We start from the raw sequence: 18863 nt of genomic DNA on the forward strand, positions 1-18863 counted from the left end.
CCGGGACAAACTCCCCCGGGACAGCTCGGACAGCTAAAGGTCCTCGGGGTGAGCTGGTAGTACTTGACCCGTTCAAAGTTCGGAGGCTTCGAAACGGGGTTCGGAGGAGACCTCAGGTCCAGACGATGTGTCCGTCCCTGATGAAGTAGTGGCATCGCTCGCTTCCGCGAAGTTCGTCGATACTGGGCGACACCGTGAGCGGCTTGGAGCTCTTCACGGTCCAGTTGGGCGGACGTTCGGGTTGAGATTGAGCAGTACCCGATGGCTCGCCTTGCAGGGGCAGTCGAACGCGATCCACTTCATGATCTGTCCGCTGGCCACCAGGGCGACTGTTCCGCGAGGGATCCGTTGGGGGAGGTCATGAAGACCTCGCATGCGTACAGCCGCCGCCAACCCTTCGCCAGTGGTAACCGATGCCGACAAGAGGCCATGACATGACCGGGCAGATCCCCCACCCCCGGCACATGCCGAAAGCCGTGTCGGCCAGAGCAGGCGACAGACTGCGGGAGTTGCTGACGTCATCGAGCCCTTGCCGGCGCCTTCGCGCCGTCCTGACGGGGCAGGTCGCGTTCATCGGACTGCCGGGGGATCACCGGCCGCCGAGGGGTCTAACGGCCGGAGCCCGCCGACCAGCGCGCCGCCTTCGCCGAGCACCGCTGGCGGCGCGACTCCTGCCCAGAGTCGAAACCCGAAGGAAATGTCCGTTAACGCTCACAGAACCGTCCGGAATCATTCGTGACAGTGACAGAAAGGTCCAGGTCACACGGGTAACGGCTGGTCATCGGCACTGTTGACGCGCACATGGTCGGCTCATACGCTCCGGGAAACCGGATCCCCGCAGTCGAATCCCACCGGAGCAGCGATGTCCGAGCCCCGCCTCCGCCGCCCCTTCGTCCGAACCGTGTTCGCCGGCGCTCTCGCCGCGGCAGCCGCCCTCGGCGGCCTGGTCAGCGCGCCGGCCGCGCAGGCCGCCGAGGGCGGCGGGTCGTTCGCCGTCCTGACATACAACGTCGCCGGACTTCCCCAGGTGCTGTCCAGCGCCTCGACCGACCGGCAGTCCAGCACCACCGCGATCGGCGGGCGCCTGGCCCCGTACGACCTCGTCGACGTCCAGGAGGACTTCAACTACCACGCCGCCCTCTACGCCGCCGACTCCCACCCCTACCGCACGCCGACCAGCGGCGGCGCGGGCATCGGCAGCGGACTCAACACCCTGTCCGGTCTCGCCTACGACACCGACGACTTCGAGCGCGTCAGGTGGAACGACTGCCAGCTGGACTCCGGCGACTGTCTCACCCCCAAGGGGTTCACCTTCCTGCGGGCCCGGCTGGCCGAGGGCGTGTACGTGGACGTCTACAACCTCCACGCCAACGCGGGCACGTCCGCCGGTGACGAGGCCGCTCGCGCCGCCAACCTGGCGCAGCTCACCTCGTACATCGGGACCCACTCAGCGGGGAACGCCGTGATCGTGATGGGTGACACCAACACCCGCTACACGCGTGCCGACGACACCGTCGCCGCCTTCGCCGCCGACAACCGACTCACCGACGCCTGGGTGCAGCTGGAGCGCGGCGGCGTGGCACCGACCCGCGGTGCCGATCCGCTGCTGTGCGACGAGAACGCGATCACCGACACCTGCGAGGTGGTCGACAAGGTCCTCTACCGCAGCAGCGCGCTCGTCTCGCTCAGCGCGACCTCGTACCACAACAAGCACGCCGACTTCCTGGACGGCTCCGGCGCGATGCTCTCCGACCACGACCCGATCGCCGTCGGCTTCAGCTGGAACCAGAGCCCCGCCTACCGGACGAGCGAGCAGTTCGGCGGCCCGCACGGCGACTTCTACGACGACATCGACCAGGTCCCGGCCGGTGCGCAGGCCGCCGTGATCGGCCTGCGTGCGGGCTCCCGCGTCGACCAGGTCCAGCTGACGCTCGGGAACGGCACCACGCTCACCCACGGGGGCTCCGGTGGCACCGCGTCCTCGCTCGGCCTCGGCAGCGGCGAGTACGTCAGCTCCGCCACCCTCTGCCAGGGGGCGTACAACGGCCACACCCGCATCTTCTACGCGAAGTTCACCACCAGCCTGGGCCGGTCCCTGGCCGGCGGCACGACCACCGCCGACTGCGTCACCCGCACCGCGCCCGCCGGGTGGCAGCTCGCCGGCTTCGATGGTCGTGCCGGCGACGAGGTCGACAAGCTCGGCTTCATCTTCACCCGACGCTGAGAGACGAGGGATGAACGACCCGAACACCGTGGCAGCGGCGATCCGGTGTTCCAGGGGTCCCCGGTCTTCCAGAGCCGCTTCATCGGCGTCCGCCGTCATCCGCCGGTGCCGGCGGATGACGGCGGACGGCCGGGACACCGGCGCGGACGCGTGTGCGCGGCGGGGCGTGATCGCCCGGTCAGACGAAGCGCCAGAGGTGGTCGGCCGTGCCGTTGTCGTCCCACAGGACGACCTGGGCTCCTGCGGCGGTGGAGGCGCCGGATACTCCGAGGACTCGGCCGCTGACGGCGGACTGGATGCGGAAGGTGTCGCCGCCGCCGTGCCGTAGGCGCCACCGGTGGTCGGCGGCTCCGTCGTCGGTCCACTGGACGATCCTGGCGCCGTTCGTCGTGCTGCCGCCCTCCACGCCAAGGACTTTGCCGCTGTTGGAGTTCCGAAGCCGCAGGTAGCCTCCGGCGTCGATCACCGCGGTCCACAGGTGGTCCGCGGTGCCGTTGTCGCCCCACTGGATCGCCGGTGCGCCGTCGGCGGTCGACATGGTCAGTACACCCAGCACCAGCCCACTGGCCACGTTCTGGATGCGGCGGGTGCCGCTCGGTACGAACCGCCACTGGCTGGTCGGCGCACCGGTGTCCGCGGCCTGCACAGCGAGGGCCCCTTGGGCGAGGGATCCGCCGGCGATGCCGAGCGGCTTGCCGCTGTTTGCGTTGCGCAGTTCGTACGCGCCGTCGGCCGCCTCGACGACGGACCACCGGTGGTCGGCGGTGCCGTTGTCCGACCACTGGAGCACGGGGGCGTCGTCGGCGGTGGACATGTTCTGCACGCCGATGACCTTGCCGCTGTTGGCATTGCGCAGGCGCAGCGCGGTGCCGTCGATCACGAGCCCCCAGTCGTGGTCGGCGGTGCCGGAGTCGGCCCACTGGAGGGCGGACGCGCCGTCCGTGGTGGACATGTCCTGGATGCCCAGAACGAGCCCGCTGGCCGCGTTGAGCAGGCGGAATCCGGTGCTCCCGGTGCTCCAGTAGACGGTGTAGTTGAAGCCCTGGGCCTCGTGGAACGGGACGAGGCCGACGGGTGAGCCGTTGGCGGTCGCGGTGAAGGCGAGGCCGGTCGTGCCGGTCCGGGTGATCGACGCCGGGTCGAGGACTGGGAGGGCGGCGAGGGCGGTGCTGCCATAGTTGCCGCACAGGACGACCGGACCGTAGGTGATCGCGGTGACGTCCGGGTTGTCGTTGGCGGCCCGGAGCGTGACGCGCATGGGCAGTTCGACGGTCACCGTGTCGCCGGAGGTCCAGGAGCGGGTGAGGGTGGCATAGCTGCCCGGCGTGGTGGCGATGTTCTGGACCGTGCCGTTGACGCTCACGGTGGCGCCGGAGGTCCAGGCAGGAATGCGGATGCGCATCGACCAGGTGCCGCTCACGCTGCCAGTGACCCGGAGCGTCGTGGTGTCCTGCGCCGGGTACGAGGTGGACTGGGTGACCGTGATGCCGCGTTCGGACCAGGTGAGGACGGTGGGCACGAACAGGTTTACGACGAGGGTGGTGCCGTCGTGGAAGTAGACGGAGTCCGCCAGTTTGGTGTTGGACTCCATGCCGGTGCCCTGGCAGCACCAGAAGGTGTCGTAGTCGGTGCTCCAGGTGCCGCCGCCCCAGGCCGGGCCCACGCCGCGGCGGCCGCCGGGCTTGAGCGGGGTGAAGTAGGTGACGTGCCCGTGGGGATCGGCGGGGTTCTGCGCGCCGATGACGTGGTTGAGCAGGGTGCGCTCGTAGAAGTCGAAGTACGCGGCCTGTGCGGAGTCCAACTGCCAGAGCTCGCGGGTGAGTTTGAGCATGTTGTACGAGTTGCAGAGCTCGCAGGTGTCGTTGGTCAGGTAGGCGGCGATGGCGTCGGGGGCGCGGAAGTGCTCGGCCTGGCTGTTCCCGCCGATGGCGTAGCTGTGCGAGGTGGTGCAGATCGTCCATGCGTGCGAGGCGATGTCGCGGTAGCGCGCGGTTCCGGTGGCCCGGTACTCGCGGACGGCGCCGGTCCACTTGGGCACCTGGGTGTTGGCGTGGAGGCCGTTCAACTGGTCTTGGCCCGCGGCCAGCGGGTCGAACACGGCGGCGTGGTCGAAGCGTTGGGCGACCGCGAGCCAGCGCGCGTCCCCGGTCCGCAGGTGGAGGTCGGCCAGGACCTCGTTCATGCCACCGAACTCGACACCCAGGAGTGCCTGCATCTGGCCGTACCCGAGGCTGCCGGTGCGCTGGTCGACCCAGGCGGCCAGCGCCAGGAGCACGTCCCGGGCCTGGGCGCTGCCCATGAGGCGCCAGACGTCGAGCAGGCCGGCCATGGTCTTGTGGACGCAGTAGTAGGGGACGTTGCCGTTCTTGAGCGTGCCGGACTCGAGCTGGGTGAAGTCCGTCTCGGGGAAGCCCGAGAGGTAGCCGGCGGCGAACCCCGCGGTGGCGTTGTTGGCCTGGCACTTGGCCAGCTCGGCCACCATGTAGGCGGCCTTGTCGCGGCAGGTGGTGTCGCCCGTTCCCGCGTAGGCCTGGGCCCAGGCGCTGAGGAAGTGCCCCTGCACGTGGGTGCGGAAGGGGAACGCCGGGGCGTCCCAACCGCCCGTCGCGACGGCCGCGTTGGTGGACAGCCGGTGGTTCGCGCGGAAGTTGTACAGCAGGCGGTCGACGTCGACGAAGCGCAGGTACGCCAGGGTCCGGTTCTGGTTGTCGAGCCACCGGCCGCCGGTGAGCCGGACCTGGCCGAGGTCGAACGGCAGCGCCGAGACGCCTATGGCGGCGGCCTCGGCATCCGGGGCGGTGAGACCGAGACCGAGACCGACGGCGGGCGCGACGGCCAGGGCGCCGGTCGCCTGGAGCAGACTGCGGCGGCTCAGGGGAGGGGGCAGCATTGCTGACCTGTTCCTTTCGGGGAGGAAGAACCACCGTGCGCCCGTGAAGTGTTAGCGCTAACAAAGATGCCCGAGGCACGGCAACTCTGCGGGGCGGGGCGAGAGGTGACTAACATCGCGACATCTGTCGTTAACAGGTCCCACGTTTATAGCCCCGCGCGCCGGGCGTGTCCAGAGGTCCGCGGGGCGGGGGACCGTCACTGCCCACCGGTTCTCGACCGACCGCGGTGACGGGCCGGCGGTGCCGACCCGGACCGCGAGTCGAAAAATGTTCGCACGCTGACAAAGGTTCCATGTGCGATGTCTTGACGGTGCCCCAACGTGTGGCCATAGTGATGGCCGTTGCGGTGCCCCTGAGGTGTCCATTCCATCGTATGCGCGCACCGCTCCTTCTCGGGTGCAATTGTTAGCGTTAACAATCGCCCCCACCCCCACACCCCTTCCTTTCCCCCACCCCATGGAAGGAGTTCGTTCATGACCGTACGATCGTGGCTGCGCCGTGCCCGGCGGGCGCTGCTGGCGGCGGGGACGACCGCCGTGCTCGCCGCCGGCGTACTCACCGGCACGGCCACCACCTCCCAGGCCGCCACCCAGGGCCCATGCGACATCTACGCCGCCGGCGGCACACCATGCGTCGCGGCGCACAGCACCACCCGCGCGCTGTTCGCCTCCTACAACGGCCCGCTCTACCAGGTGCAGCGGGCGTCGGACGGCACGACACAGAACATCGGGGTACTGTCCGCCGGAGGCGTCGCCAACGCCGCGGCGCAGGACTCGTTCTGCGCGGGCACCGTGTGCACCATCACCCGCCTCTACGACCAGACCGGTAGCGGCAGCACCCTGGTCTACCAGGGACCCGGCGGGACCGGCGGCGCCGACACGGCGGCCACCGCGACCACCGAAGCGGTGACCGTAGGCGGCCAGAAGGCTTACGCGCTCTACATCAACCCCGGCAACAGCTACTTCGCATACAGCTCCACCTCGGGGGTGCCGACCGGCAGCTCACCCGAGGGCGAGTACATGGTCACCAGCGGCACCCACGTCAACAGCGGCTGCTGCTTTGACTACGGCAACACGGAGATCGACCACAAGGCCGACGGCAACGGCGCCATGGACGCGATCAACTTCAGCACGGAATGCTGGTTCGGCGGTTGCAGCGGAACCGGGCCGTGGGTGCAGGCGGACCTGGAGAACGGCCTGTTCTCCGGCGGCGGCAAGACGTGGAACCCCGACCAGGTCTCGCAGACCAGCCGCTTCGTCACCGCGATGCTCAAGAACAACGGCACCACACAGATGGCACTCAAGGGCGCCGACGCCCGGTCCGGGGGCCTGACCCAGCTCTACAGCGGCGCACTGCCCAGCGGATGGAACCCGATGCACAAGCAGGGCGCCATAATCCTCGGCAGCGGAGGCGACTGCTGCCAGACCAACCACAATGCGAGCGCGGGCACCTTCTACGAGGGCGCCATGGTCAAGGGCTACCCCTCCGACGCCACTGACGCCGCGGTCCAGGCCAACATCGCCGCAGCCGGCTACGGCAGCGCCTCGACCGGCACCGGCTCGCTGACGCCCGGCTCCCGGGTCTCCCTGCAGGCCACCACCGCGTGCTGCGCCTCGGACTACCTCCGCCACGACGACGCCGACACCAAGGTCGTCATCTCCGCGATCAACTCTTCCAGCTCGGCCACCGACAAGGCCGACGCCACCTGGATCGTCCGCGCCGGCCTGGCCAACAGCAACTGCATCTCCTTGGAGTCGGCCAACGCATCCGGAAGTTACCTCAGGCACTACGCATTCGAGCTCTACCTCAGTCCCAACGACGGGACCACCCAGTTCGCCGCGGACGCCACCTTCTGCCCGCAGCCAGGAAACAGCGGCACAGGTCACTCCCTCCAGTCCTTCAACTACCCGGCCAAATACATCCGCCACTACGACTTCACCGCCTACATCGCGAGCAACGGCGGCACCAACGCCTGGGACGCCACCTCGTCGTGGGCCCAGGACACCAGCTGGCTCGCGGCCGCCCCCTGGAGCTGACGAGCAGCCCGCCCCGAGTCCGGTGCCGAAGACGGCCGAATCCGCACCGGACCCGGAGGCGGCAACGCAACCCACGCCGCCCGCACAGCCGGGCACCGGGGGTTCGTCGACGCTCACCTCACACCCCACCCTGTGAAGGAGTTCTTCATGATCAAGCGACCGTGGATCCGCCGCGTCAGGCGCGCGCTGCTCGGGGCCGGTACCACCGCCGCGCTCGCCGCCGGCCTGCTCACTGCCACGACCACCACCTCGCAGGCGGCCACCCAGGGGCCGTGCGACATCTACGCCGCCGGCAATACGCCGTGCGTCGCCGCGCACTCCACCACCCGGGCGCTGTACGCCGGTTACAGCGGAGCGCTGTACCAGGTGAAGCGCGCGTCGGACGGCGCGACCAAGGACATCGGCCTGTTGAGCACCGGCGGCTACGCCGACGCCGCCGCGCAGGACTCCTTCTGTGCCGCTACCAGCTGCGTCATCACCGTCATCTACGACCAGTCCGGCAAGGGCAACCACCTCACCCAGGCCCCCGCCGGCGGTGCCGCGCCGGGCCCGGACAACCTCGCGAACGCCTTCGAGGCGCCGGTCACGGTCGCCGGCCACGAGGCGTACGGCGTCTACATCGCCCCCGGCACCGGCTACCGCAACAACAACACCAACGGCATCGCCACCGGCGACCAGCCCGAGGGCATGTACGCGATCCTGGACGGCACCCACTACGACGGCGGCTGCTGCTTCGACTACGGCAACGCCGAGACCAGCAACACCGACACCGGCAACGGCCACATGGAGGCCATCTACTTCGGCAACAGCAAGGCCTGGGGCTACGGCTCCGGCAACGGCCCCTGGGTGATGGCCGACCAGGAGAACGGCCTGTTCTCCGGCATCAACACCCGCTTCAACGCCAACGACCCGAGCGTCAACAACCGGTTCCTGACCGCCATCGTCAAGGGCGAGCCCAACCAGTGGGCCATCCGGGCCGGCGACGCCCAGTCGGGCGGCCTGTCCACCTACTACAGCGGCGCGCGCCCCAACGCGGCCGGCTACAACCCGATGCACAAGGAGGGCGCGATCATCCTGGGCATCGGCGGCGACAACAGCAAGGGCTCCGCCGGCACCTTCTACGAGGGCGTCATGACCTCCGGCTACCCGACCGACGCCACCGAGAACGCCGTCCAGGCCAACATCACCGCCGCCGGCTACAGCAGCAGCTCAACCAGCACCGGAGCACTCACCCCTGGCTCCCGGGTCTCCATGCAGGCCACCACCACGTGCTGCACCTCCGACTACATCCGCCACGACGACGCCGACAACAAGGTCGTCATCTCCGCCGTCAACTCCTCCAGCCCGGCCATCGACAAGGCCGACGCCACCTGGATCGTGCGCGCCGGCCTGGCCAACACCTCCTGCCTGACGTTCGAGTCCGCCAATGACCCCGGCCGCTTCCTGCGCCACTACAACTTCGAGCTCTACCTGAGCGCCGACGACGGCGGCAGCTCGTTCGCGCAGGACGCCACCTTCTGTCCCACCTCGGGCAACAGCGGGGTCGGCCAGTCCTTCCAGTCCGTCAACTACCCGACGAAGTACCTCCGCCACTACAACTACACGGTCTACGTAGCCGCCAATGGCGGATCCAACAGCTGGGACAGCAGCACCAGTTGGGCCGCCGACACCAGCTGGCTGGTCGACCAGCCCTGGGGCTGAGCCCGGGCACCACCACCGCACACCGGCCGGCACCCGCGCTTGGGCCACGACAAGACGCACTGATTTGGGGTGGCCGGTACCGTCGAGCGCCAGAGACGGTACCGGCCACGGTGGCCGTGGCAATCACCCTTGCCTTACAGCGTCCGCGCGGGCGGTCTGGAGCGGCACACCGCCGAAGAGAGGTCTGGTCGTACGGGCAGGAGGCGTACGGCATCCTCCGCGACCACCTGGGGCTGCGCGAGGAGAAGCGCTGCGGCCTGCCCTGACGCCCGTTCTGAGGCGGATCGAGGCGTGCCTCCGAGTTGTTTGTTAACGCTAACATCTACGCTGCACAGTGTAGGCATGAGACAGTGGCGCCGCCGCGCGACGACGGGGCGGACGGTCGGACCGGGGCACCAGAGGGGGCTGCGCGTGGGAACTGAAGCGGTCGGTACGGAGGCGCGACAGCCGGTGATGGCGGACGTCGCGAAGCTGGCCGGCGTCTCCCACCAGACGGTGTCCCGGGTGCTCAACGGCGCTCCGCACGTGCGGCCCGGCACCCGGGAGAGGGTGCTTGCCGCGATCCGCGAACTCGACTACCGGCCGAACTCGGCCGCCCGCGCCCTGGTCACCCGCCGCTCGCAGACCCTGGGCGTCGTCAGCTTCGACTCCACCCTGTACGGGCCCGCCTCGATGCTCGACGGCATCGAGCGCGCCGCCCGCACCGCCGACTACTTCGTCAGCGTCGCCAGCCTGCGCTCCCTGGACAGCCGCTCCGTGCAAGAGGCCGTGGACCGGCTGCTCGACCAGGGCGTGGAAGGCGTCGTGGTGATCGCCCCGCAGATCTCCGCGGTCAGCGCCCTCGCCAAGCTGTCCAGTTCGGTACCGGTGGTCGCGGTCGGTTCCGGCAGCCGGTCCCGGATGCCGATGGTGTCGTTCGACAACCGGGCCGGCGCCGAGGTCGCCACCCGCCACCTGCTCGACCTCGGCCACCGCACCGTGCACCACCTCGCGGGGCCCGCCGGCTGGATGGAGAGCCGCGACCGCCAGGACGGCTGGCGGCAGACCCTGGAGGCCGGCGGTGCCCGGGTGCCGCGGGTCGGGAGCGGTGACTGGAGCGCCCGCTCCGGTTACGAGGCGGGCCTCCGGATCGCGCACGACCCGGAGGTCACGGCCGTCTTCTGCGCCAACGACCACATGGCCCTCGGCCTGCTCCGTGCCCTGCACGAGGCGGGCCGCGCCATCCCGGGCGAGATCAGCGTGATCGGCTTCGACGATATCCCCGAGGCCGCGTACTTCACCCCGCCGCTGACCACCGTCCGCCAGGACTTCGGCGAACTCGGCCGCCGCGCCCTCGAACTCCTCCTCGAGGAACTCGTCGGCGTCGCCCATACCCGCAACCACGTCCAGATCTCCCCGGAAATGGTCCTCCGCCGCAGCGCCGGCCCCGCCCGCCGCGACTGACCCTGCCGCCCGCGGCCGCCGGGTGCGCTCGTTCGGACCGCGTCGGACCGGCTGGTGCCCGGCGGTCCGACGGCTGAGGTCTCGAGGAGGGCGTGCCTCGGCGGTGCGCGGAGGGAGTCCGTGCGGGCGGGGCACCTCCCGGCCGAAGGTTGGGGGCGCGTCGAGCGAGGACGTGGCTCTGCCGGGTCTACTGCGGGTCGAGGGGAACGCTGTCGTTCCAGTCCTGCTGCCATCCGTCGGTGCCGGCGATCGGCGTGGGACCAGGGCTGGGCGCGAACGCGTAGTCGCGGTCGCATGCTTCCACCGCACGTCGGTGGAAGCCGTCTGCGCCCTCTCTGACAGTCTCGACTGAGACGCCCGGAATGTCGGGTTAGTCTGGATGGGCGAGACAGGAGATCCCTTCAGCATGGCCAGCACCACCAATCCCGACCCGGCGCCGAAGCCGAAGCGGCGGACGTTCTCGCCAGAGTACAAACTGCGGATCGTCGCCGAGTACGACGCCGCGCCCACCGGCGAGAAGGGCGCGATCCTGCGCCGCGAGTGGCTGTACCACTCACACATCATCGAGTGGCGCCAGGCCCGCGACGCCGGGGCGACGGTCACGCTGACCGACAAGCGGACCTCGCCCGCCCGCCCGAAGAAGGCCGCCGAACAGGGAGCTGGAACGGCTGCGCAAGAAGGTCGCCCGCCTGGAACAGGACGTCGCCAAGCGCGACGCAGCCCTGGCTGTTCTGGGAAAAGCACATGCGCTCTTGGAGATGCTCTCCGAGAGCGCGGACTGAACCGCGCCCTCGCGCCGGTCCTGGACGAGGCGTTCGCGGGCCTGGAACCCGAACTCGGCACCACCTCGGCATGCCGCCTGATCGGACGCTCGCGGGCTACCCACTACCGCAGGCTGAAACCGTCCCGGGCCGCCGAGCGCAAGCCACGACCGTCCCCGCCCTCCGCGCTGAGCCCGTCCGAACGGGCGGCGGTGCTGGACCTGCTGAACCGGCCCGAGTACGTCGACCTGCCGCCCGCCCAGGTCTGGGCGCGGGAGCTGGACGCCGGCACCTACTGGTGCTCCGAGCGCACCATGTACCGCATCCTCAACGCCGCCGGGCAATCCGGAGAACGCCGCAGGCAGGCCACCCATCCCGCCAAGACCGTGCCCCAGCTGCTGGCCACTGCCCCCTGCCAGGTCCTGACCTGGGACATCACCAAGCTTCGCGGCCCCAACAAGGGCGAGTGGTACCACCTTTACGCGATCATCGACATCTACAGCCGCTACATCTGCGGCTGGACCGTCGAGGCCGCCGAGGACTCCCACCGCGCCGAGGAGCTGATCCGCGAGACCATCGAACGCAACGGCATCGTGCCGGAGACCGTGCACGCCGACCGGGGCACCTCGATGACCTCCAAGGCCGTCTCCCAGCTGCTGATCGACCTCGGTGTGACCCGAAGCCACTCCCGGCCGAAGGTCTCCAACGACAACCCGTACAGTGAAAGCCAGTTCAAGACCATCAAGTACTCCACCGACTTCCCGGAATACTTCAACTCCCTTACCCACGCCCGCGAATGGTGCGAGGGCTTCTTCACTTACTACAACCACGAACACCGGCACTCGGGCATCGGCCTGCACACCCCCGCCTCCGTGCACTTCGGCGCCGCCGATCTGGTCCGCGAGCAGCGAGCCGTCACCCTTACCGAGGCCTACGCACGCCACCCCGAACGCTTCGCCCGACGCCCGAAGCCGCCCGAGATACCCCAGAAGGTCTGGATCAACCAGCCCAAGCCGGAGACAGTGCCCGCACAACAGTCCATATAGTGTCAAACCGTCTCATTTGACTTGACAACTTCCGGCGCGGCTGCGCCGATGGCGGCGGCCGTCACTGAGAGCGCTCCGAGCAGGTCAAGTCGTCGCGTCTTCCCCCGGGTTCATGGCTCTCCGTGTGCCGCCTTCCAGCCGGGGGCGTGCGCGTCATCCAAACACCGTGCGGTGCGCGCGGCAAGGAATTCTCCTCCCGCAACGCGGGCCAACTCCCCGCGTTGCGCTCGAGTTGACGGTGCTTCGGGCCGCCCTCGACGGGCTGGTCAAGATTGGGTAACGGGGTGCGAGAGCCTTGCCGGTGCCGATTGTGAGCGTTAACAATCTGTCTGGAGCGAAACGGCGCCGATACCTCCCGTTCACGTGACCGGTGCCGTTCGCGCGATCGACGATCCCGAGAGGAAGTCCCACCATGTCCAAGAGAGCTGCGGCGGCCCTGGTCGCTGGTGCGATGGTCACCGTCCTCACCGCGTGCGGTTCCGGCGGAGGTGGGGGCTCGGCCGACAAGGGTGCCGGCCACAAGCTCGTCGTGGGCTTCTCGCAGGTCGGCGCGGAGAGCGGCTGGCGCACCGCGAACACCAAGTCGATCCAGGAGTCCGCGAAGAAGGCGGGCATCGAGCTGAAGTTCTCCGACGCGCAGCAGAAGCAGGAGAACCAGATCAAGGCGATCCGATCGTTCATCCAGCAGAAGGTGGATGTGATCGCCTTCTCGCCGGTGGTGGAGTCGGGTTGGGACACCGTGCTGAAGGAGGCGAAGGACGCCAAGATCCCGGTGATCCTCACCGACCGGGCGGTGGACTCCAAGGACGACTCGCTCTATGTCTCCTTCCTCGGCTCCGACTTCGTCGAGGAGGGCAAGAAGGCCGGCGACTGGCTGGTGAAGGAGTACCAGGGCAAGTCCGACGAGGTGAACATCGTCGAGCTGCAGGGCACCACGGGTTCGGCGCCGGCCAACGACCGCAAGGCGGGCTTCGGCGACGTGATCAAGGCGGACGCGAAGTTCAAGGTGGTGGCCTCGCAGACCGGTGACTTCACCCGGGCGAAGGGCAAGGAGGTCATGCAGGCCTTCCTGAAAGCCCAGCCGAAGATCGACGTGCTGTACGCGCACAACGACGACATGGCGCTGGGTGCGATCCAGGCGATCGAGGAGGCCGGCAAGAAGCCGGGCACCGACATCAGGATCATCTCGGTGGACGGGGTCAAGGACGCCTTCACCGCGATGAGCCAGGGCAAGATCAACGTCGATGTGGAGTGCAACCCGCTCCTCGGCGACCAGCTGATGGACCTGGCGAAGAAGGTCAAGGCCGGCGAGCAGGTGCCGAAGCGGATCAAGACGCAGGAGGGTGTCTTCACCCAGGACCAGGCCGCTGCCGAGCTGCCGACCCGCCAGTACTGACCGGGCCCGCCCGCCCGGGGAGCGATCGGCGGAACGCTCCCCGGGCGGGCCGGGTCGCACGAGGAGAGGAGAACCGGGGTGCGTCAGCAACCGGTCCTGGAAGTGCGGGGGATCCGCAAGGAGTTCCCCGGGGTGGTGGCGCTGGACGGGGTCGACTTCCGGCTCTTCCCCGGCGAGGTGCACGCCCTGATGGGGGAGAATGGCGCCGGCAAGTCCACGCTGATCAAGGTGCTGACCGGGGTGCACCCGGCGGACGGCGGCGAGGTGGTGCTGGCCGGGCAGCGGGTGCGGATCGCCGGTCCGCTGCAGGCCCAGCAGGCGGGCATCAGCACCGTCTACCAGGAGGTGAACCTCTGCCCGAACCTGTCGGTCGCGGAGAACATCTTCATCGGCCGCGAACCGCGCCGCCTCGGCCTGATCGACTGGGCCGAAATGCGCCGCCGCGCCACCGAGTTGGTTTGCACGCTGGAGCTGGACATCGACGTCAGCGCGCCGCTGGACAGCTACTCCATCGCCGTCCAGCAGCTGGTCGCCATCGTCCGCGCGGTGGACGTCTCGGCCAAGGTGCTGATCCTGGACGAGCCCACCTCCAGCCTGGACCGAGACGAGGTGCGCCAACTCTTCACCGTGATGCGGCGGTTGCGCGACCAGGGGGTCGCCATCCTGTTCGTCTCGCACTTCCTCGACCAGATCTACGAGATCTGCGACCGGATGACCGTGCTGCGCAACGGCCGGCTCGAAGGCGAGTACCTGACCAGTGAGCTCAACCAGGTCGAACTGGTCTCCCGGATGATCGGCTCCGAACTCGCCGGGCTCGACCAACTTGCCGGAGGCAAGCGGCGCGAGCGCTCCGCTCCGGCCACCGACCGGGCCTTCCTGGAGGCCGAGGGCCTGGCCCGGCAGGGCTCCGTCGAACCGTACGACCTCGCCATCCGTTCCGGTGAAGTGGTCGGCCTGGCAGGCCTGTTGGGATCCGGCCGGACCGAGGCCGCCCGGCTGCTGTTCGGCGCCGACCACAAGGACCGCGGCACCGTGCGGATCAACGGCACCGAGACGGACCTGCGCAGCCCGCGCGACGCGATCGCCCACGGCATCGCGTTCTGCTCGGAGAACCGCAAGACCGAGGGCCTGGTCGGCGAGTTGACCGTCCGGGAAAACATCGTGCTGGCGCTGCAGGCGGCCCGCGGCTGGGCCCGTCCGCTGTCGCGCACCGCGCAGGACAAGTTGGCGCTGCGCTGGATCGGCGCCCTGGACATCCGCCCGGGCAACCCGGAGGCGCTGGTCCGCAACCTCAGCGGCGGAAACCAGCAGAAGGTGCTGCTGGCCCGCTGGCTGATCACCGACCCCAAGCTGCTGATCCTGGACGAGCCCACCCGCGGTATCGACGTCGGTGCCAAGGCCGAGATCCAGAAGCTGGTCGCGGACCTCGCCGAGAAGGGCATGGCGGTGCTGTTCATCTCCGCCGAACTGGAGGAGGTGCTGCGGCTCAGCCACCGCGTCGGCGTGCTGCGCGACCGCCGGATGGTCGCCCAACTGCGCAACGACGGCGAGCTCACCCCGGAGCGCGTCCTGGCCACCATCGCGAGCGGAGCGGAACAATGACCACGGCGCCGACCACCCCGGGGGCCAGGGCGGTGACCCGGTACCGGCTGTTCTGGCCGGCCGCGGTGCTGGCCGTGCTGCTGCTCGCCAACCTCGCCTTCACCCCGGACTTCTTCGCCGTCCACCTCAAGGACGGCCACCTGTACGGCAGTACGATCGACATCCTGCACTTCGGCGCTCCGCTGATCCTGGTGTCGCTCGGCATGACCCTGGTGATCGCCACCGGCGGCATCGACCTCTCGGTCGGCTCCACCGTCGCCATCGCCGGCGCGCTGGCCTGTCTGCACATCAGCGAGGCCGCCGACCCGGCGAGTCTTGGCACGGTGCTCGGCGCGGTCGGCATCGCGCTCGGTACGGCGGTGCTGCTGGGCCTCGCGAACGGGGTGCTGGTGGCCCGGGTCGGGGTGCAGCCGATCATCGCCACCCTGATCCTGATGGTCGCCGGACGCGGCGTCGCCCAGCTGATCACCGACGGCCAGATCATCACGATCACCAGCGAGCCGTACAAGCTGATCGGCGGCGGCTACTGGCTGGCGATGCCGTTCGCGATCCTGCTCAGCGGACTGGTCGCGCTGCTCACCGCGCTGCTCACCCGCTCCACCGCGCTCGGCCTGCTGCTGGAGTCGGTCGGCGGCAATCCGGTGGCCAGCCGGCTGGTCGGTATCCGGGCGATGCGCCTGGTAGGCCTGGTGTACGTGTTCAGCGCGCTGTGCGCGGCGCTCGCCGGACTGATGGTCTCCTCCAACGTCTCGGCGGCGGACGGCAACAATGCCGGCTTGTGGATCGAACTCGACGCCATCCTCGCGGTGGTGATCGGCGGGACCTCGCTCAACGGCGGCCGGTTCTCGATCGGCGGCACGGTCCTCGGCGCGCTGATCATCCAGACCCTCTCCACCACCGTCTACACCATCGGTATCCCGCCGGAGACCACGCTCGTCTTCAAGGCCTTCGTGGTGATCACGGTCTGCCTGATCCAGTCACCGAACTTCCGTGCCAAGCTCGCCCGGCGCGGTGCCGGGCGCCGCGCCGGTGTCCGGCCGAGCCCTGCCACCACCACCAACCGGGAGGTCGGCGCGTGAACGCCAACGCCCTGCTGACCAGAGTGCGCGGACAGATCCCGCTGCTGGTCACCTCCGTCCTGCTGGTGTCGATGTTCACCGTCGGGTCGGTGCAGTACGACGGATTCTTCTCCGGGCAGGTGCTGCTCAACCTGCTGATCGACAACGCCTTCCTGCTCGTGGTCGCGGTCGGGATGACCTTCGTCGTGCTGACCGGCGGCATCGACCTGTCGGTCGGCGCGGTGGTGGCGCTGTCCACCATGGTCTCCGCCTGGCTGGTGGAGCGGCACGGCTGGCCGCCGCTGGTGGTCATCCCGCTGGTGCTGCTGATGGGCACGGCCGGCGGTTGGCTGATGGGGTGGGTGATCCACACCTTCGAGATCCAGCCGTTCATCGTAACGCTGGCGGGCATGTTCCTGGCCCGGGGCCTGTGCTACACGATCAGCGTCGAGTCGATCTCCATCACGGACCCGTCGTACACCGCGATGGCACAGACCCGGATCCCGCTCGGCGACCTGTTCGTCTCGCCGAGCGTGCTGATCGCGCTGCTGGTGGTGGCAGCCGGGTTCGTCGTTCTGCACTACACCCGGCTCGGGCGGAACGTGTACGCGCTCGGCGGCAGCGAGCAGTCCGCTCTGCTGATGGGTCTGCCGGTGGGGCGGACCAAGACCACCGTGTACGCGATCAGCGGCTTCTGCTCGGCGCTCGGCGGTGTGCTGCTCACCTTCTACATGCTCTCCGGCTACGGCCTGCACGCGGTCGGCCTGGAACTGGACGCGATCGCCGCCGTGGTGATCGGCGGCACCCTGCTCACCGGCGGCTCCGGCTACCTGCTGGGCACCTTGCTGGGCGTGCTGGTGCTGGGCCTGATCCAGACCGTCATCAGCTTCCAGGGCACCCTCAGCTCTTGGTGGACCAGGATCGTGATCGGCGGGCTGCTGTTCGTCTTCATCGTCCTGCAGCGCCTGATCACCGCCCGCCGTCGATAGCGCACCACGCCACACCACACCACACCACCACCCCGGCCGGCCTGCCCCGGCCGTGCCGGGGGCGCGTTCGACGAGTGATCGTTAGCGTTAACAATCCTGCTCGCGCCAGTGATCTCCGCCGGGTCCACCGGCCCCCGCTTCGCCGGGCGGGCCCGAGCGGTCCCCGTTCCGTCCCCTCCGGAGGGTGAGGTCGGCGGAACACCGAGCCGGCCGTCGGCGCCGCAGCGTTGCGGATCCGCCGGCGGCCGGCGCCGTCCGTTGACCGTGCACCAAGGCGAGGTACTGGTGCTGGACAGCGGCGCCACCCTGTTCGGATCACGCAACCCCGCCGACTACCAGCTCTCCGGCAAGCCGGCCTGCGGCACCCTCGCCTCGTCGAGCGGCGGCTGCCGACCGCTGATCAGCGTCGCCGGGGCCAACGCGGGCATCGAGGCGGTCCGCGCGGCCGACGGCGGCCAGGGCCGGATCGACGGCCGGGGCGACCAGAGCATCCTGGGGACCGGCACCAGCTGGTGGCAGCTCGCCAGCGACATCCAGAAGGCCGGGTCCAACCAGAACAACCCCAGGCTGATCCAGGCCGACCACTCCGACAACTTCACGCACGCTCTACCACGTGGCCCTGCTCAACCCGGCCAACGGCGCCAAGTCCACCCTGGTCGGCCTGAACGACGCCCACCCGCTCGAACTGACCCTCAGGCGCGTCAACCTGGACGTCACCGCCGCCACCTCGGCTCACGCCAGGATCACCGTCGCGGGCAGCAACCTGACCCCGAGCGGCCCCGGGGTTACCGTCATCCCGGGTTCCGGCTCGGGCACCGCACCCTCCTGCGCCTTCCCCGCGTTCCCCGCACTCTGACCGGATGCCGGGCCGACCACACGTGTCGGGTGATCCGCCCTCGGTGACACCGGCGATGTGTCCGCCCCGGTGCCCTCGTTCGGCGGGGCTCCTGAGGAACCGTTCGCAGTGGGTGCGGTCGCGAGGAGTTCGCGGAGTTGTTCGATGCACCAGGCGGCCGGGACGGGCCTTGATCACCACTGGTCCACGGCCGGCGACAGGCCCGCGGTGCGCGCGGCGACGCCCGCCTGGACTGCGAAGAGGCGGTCCCGCGCGTCCTGGTCGAGCGCGTGGAAGTGGCCGTGCACCTCGAGGGCGACGAAGCCGTGCACGGTGGCCCAGGCCAGCATCAGGGATTCCGCCGCGTCCGGCACCAGCGGGCTGCCGAGCCGGCCGCGTTCGGCCGTTTCGGCGACGAGTTCGGCCATGTGCTCCATCGCCCGCCGGGCGGCCACCACGGTCGGTCCGTCCGGTGGGGCCGCGTACCCGGGCACGGGGGAGCCGAAGATGAGGGCGAAGCGCTCCGGATTCCGCTGCGCCCAGGTGCGGTAGCCGGTGCAGGTGGCCACGAAGCGTCCGTCCAGGTCGTCCGCCGGCACGGTCTCGCGGGTCGTCGTCAACGCGTCCGACAGGCTGTCGTACGAGTCGGCGACCAGGGCGGTGAGCAGCTCGTCCCGGTCGGCGAAGTAGCGGTACAGCGCGGGCGGGGTCATCCCCATACTGCGGGCGATGTCGGTGAAGCGGAGGTTCGCGGCGCCGCGCTCGACGATCAGGCCCAGGGCCGCGCGCTTGATCTCCTCCACAGTGTCGGCGCGCAGCCGCTCACGGCGGCTCCGCCCCCCGCTCTCATCGGTCGACCCACCCGTCATCGCATCTCCATC

At 69.6% G+C, this 18863-nt stretch carries 15 protein-coding genes; 11 read left to right on the top strand and 4 right to left on the bottom strand.

The window, feature by feature from the left end:
• Window positions 1–112: 112 nt before the first annotated feature.
• The gene (locus HS99_RS48290; protein ID WP_360329546.1) at window positions 113–298 is read right to left on the bottom strand and encodes a ubiquitination-like system serine protease family protein; all 186 of its coding nucleotides are present in this window, start codon (window positions 296–298) and stop codon (window positions 113–115) included.
• A 564-nt stretch (window positions 299–862) separates the two neighbouring features.
• On the opposite strand from HS99_RS48290, the gene HS99_RS02015 reads away from it, so the two are divergent.
• Window positions 863–2224 carry a jacalin-like lectin gene (locus HS99_RS02015; protein WP_043481232.1) on the top strand — a complete coding sequence of 454 codons (1362 nt, stop codon included), beginning with the start codon at window positions 863–865 and terminating at the stop codon, window positions 2222–2224.
• A gap of 178 nt (window positions 2225–2402) precedes the next feature.
• Here the strand turns inward: HS99_RS02015 and HS99_RS02020 are convergent, their stop codons facing one another.
• The gene (locus tag HS99_RS02020) at window positions 2403–5114 is read right to left on the bottom strand and encodes a beta-L-arabinofuranosidase domain-containing protein (RefSeq protein WP_030556257.1); all 2712 of its coding nucleotides are present in this window, start codon (window positions 5112–5114) and stop codon (window positions 2403–2405) included.
• A gap of 474 nt (window positions 5115–5588) precedes the next feature.
• On the opposite strand from HS99_RS02020, the gene HS99_RS02025 reads away from it, so the two are divergent.
• The 9 genes from HS99_RS02025 (at window position 5589) to yjfF (ending at window position 17147) form a co-directional block, all read left to right on the top strand.
• Window positions 5589–7151, top strand: a complete 1563-nt coding sequence (locus HS99_RS02025) for an alpha-L-arabinofuranosidase B (protein WP_030285845.1) — start codon at window positions 5589–5591, stop codon at window positions 7149–7151.
• A 147-nt stretch (window positions 7152–7298) separates the two neighbouring features.
• Complete coding sequence (locus HS99_RS02030) at window positions 7299–8852, top strand: alpha-L-arabinofuranosidase B (RefSeq protein WP_030556254.1); 1554 nt, start codon at window positions 7299–7301, stop codon at window positions 8850–8852.
• A 116-nt stretch (window positions 8853–8968) separates the two neighbouring features.
• The gene (locus tag HS99_RS44485) at window positions 8969–9118 is read left to right on the top strand and encodes a hypothetical protein (RefSeq protein WP_157881784.1); all 150 of its coding nucleotides are present in this window, start codon (window positions 8969–8971) and stop codon (window positions 9116–9118) included.
• 145 nt (window positions 9119–9263) lie between these two features.
• Complete coding sequence (locus HS99_RS02035; protein WP_030285840.1) at window positions 9264–10295, top strand: LacI family DNA-binding transcriptional regulator; 1032 nt, start codon at window positions 9264–9266, stop codon at window positions 10293–10295.
• A 406-nt stretch (window positions 10296–10701) separates the two neighbouring features.
• Window positions 10702–12102, top strand: a complete 1401-nt coding sequence (locus HS99_RS40505; protein WP_078938582.1) for an IS3 family transposase — start codon at window positions 10702–10704, stop codon at window positions 12100–12102.
• A 412-nt stretch (window positions 12103–12514) separates the two neighbouring features.
• Window positions 12515–13498 (top strand): ABC transporter substrate-binding protein, encoded by a 984-nt coding sequence (locus HS99_RS02045; protein ID WP_030285838.1) that lies wholly within the window; start codon window positions 12515–12517, stop codon window positions 13496–13498.
• Between the two features lie 78 nt (window positions 13499–13576).
• Window positions 13577–15100 (top strand): sugar ABC transporter ATP-binding protein, encoded by a 1524-nt coding sequence (locus tag HS99_RS02050; RefSeq protein WP_030556250.1) that lies wholly within the window; start codon window positions 13577–13579, stop codon window positions 15098–15100.
• Complete coding sequence (locus HS99_RS02055; RefSeq protein WP_030285835.1) at window positions 15097–16179, top strand: ABC transporter permease; 1083 nt, start codon at window positions 15097–15099, stop codon at window positions 16177–16179. The genes HS99_RS02050 and HS99_RS02055 overlap by 4 nt, the downstream gene beginning before the upstream one ends.
• A complete protein-coding gene (gene yjfF / locus HS99_RS02060) occupies window positions 16176–17147 on the top strand; it encodes a galactofuranose ABC transporter, permease protein YjfF (protein ID WP_078867414.1) in 972 nt (323 codons plus the stop codon). Before HS99_RS02055 ends, yjfF begins: the two co-directional genes overlap by 4 nt.
• Window positions 17148–17479: 332 nt before the next feature.
• Here yjfF and HS99_RS02065 read toward each other — a convergent pair whose 3' ends face one another.
• Window positions 17480–17746 carry a hypothetical protein gene (locus HS99_RS02065; RefSeq protein WP_030556247.1) on the bottom strand — a complete coding sequence of 89 codons (267 nt, stop codon included), beginning with the start codon at window positions 17744–17746 and terminating at the stop codon, window positions 17480–17482.
• Between the two features lie 14 nt (window positions 17747–17760).
• On the opposite strand from HS99_RS02065, the gene HS99_RS02070 reads away from it, so the two are divergent.
• A complete protein-coding gene (locus tag HS99_RS02070; RefSeq protein WP_030556246.1) occupies window positions 17761–18003 on the top strand; it encodes a hypothetical protein in 243 nt (80 codons plus the stop codon).
• A gap of 173 nt (window positions 18004–18176) precedes the next feature.
• On the opposite strand, the gene HS99_RS02075 is transcribed toward HS99_RS02070, so the two are convergent.
• Window positions 18177–18851: a TetR/AcrR family transcriptional regulator gene (locus HS99_RS02075; RefSeq protein ID WP_063737763.1), complete on the bottom strand. Its 675-nt coding sequence runs from the start codon at window positions 18849–18851 to the stop codon at window positions 18177–18179.
• Window positions 18852–18863 lie beyond the last annotated feature (12 nt).

The organism is Kitasatospora aureofaciens (assembly GCF_001188955.3).
Classification (GTDB): domain Bacteria; phylum Actinomycetota; class Actinomycetes; order Streptomycetales; family Streptomycetaceae; genus Kitasatospora; species Kitasatospora aureofaciens.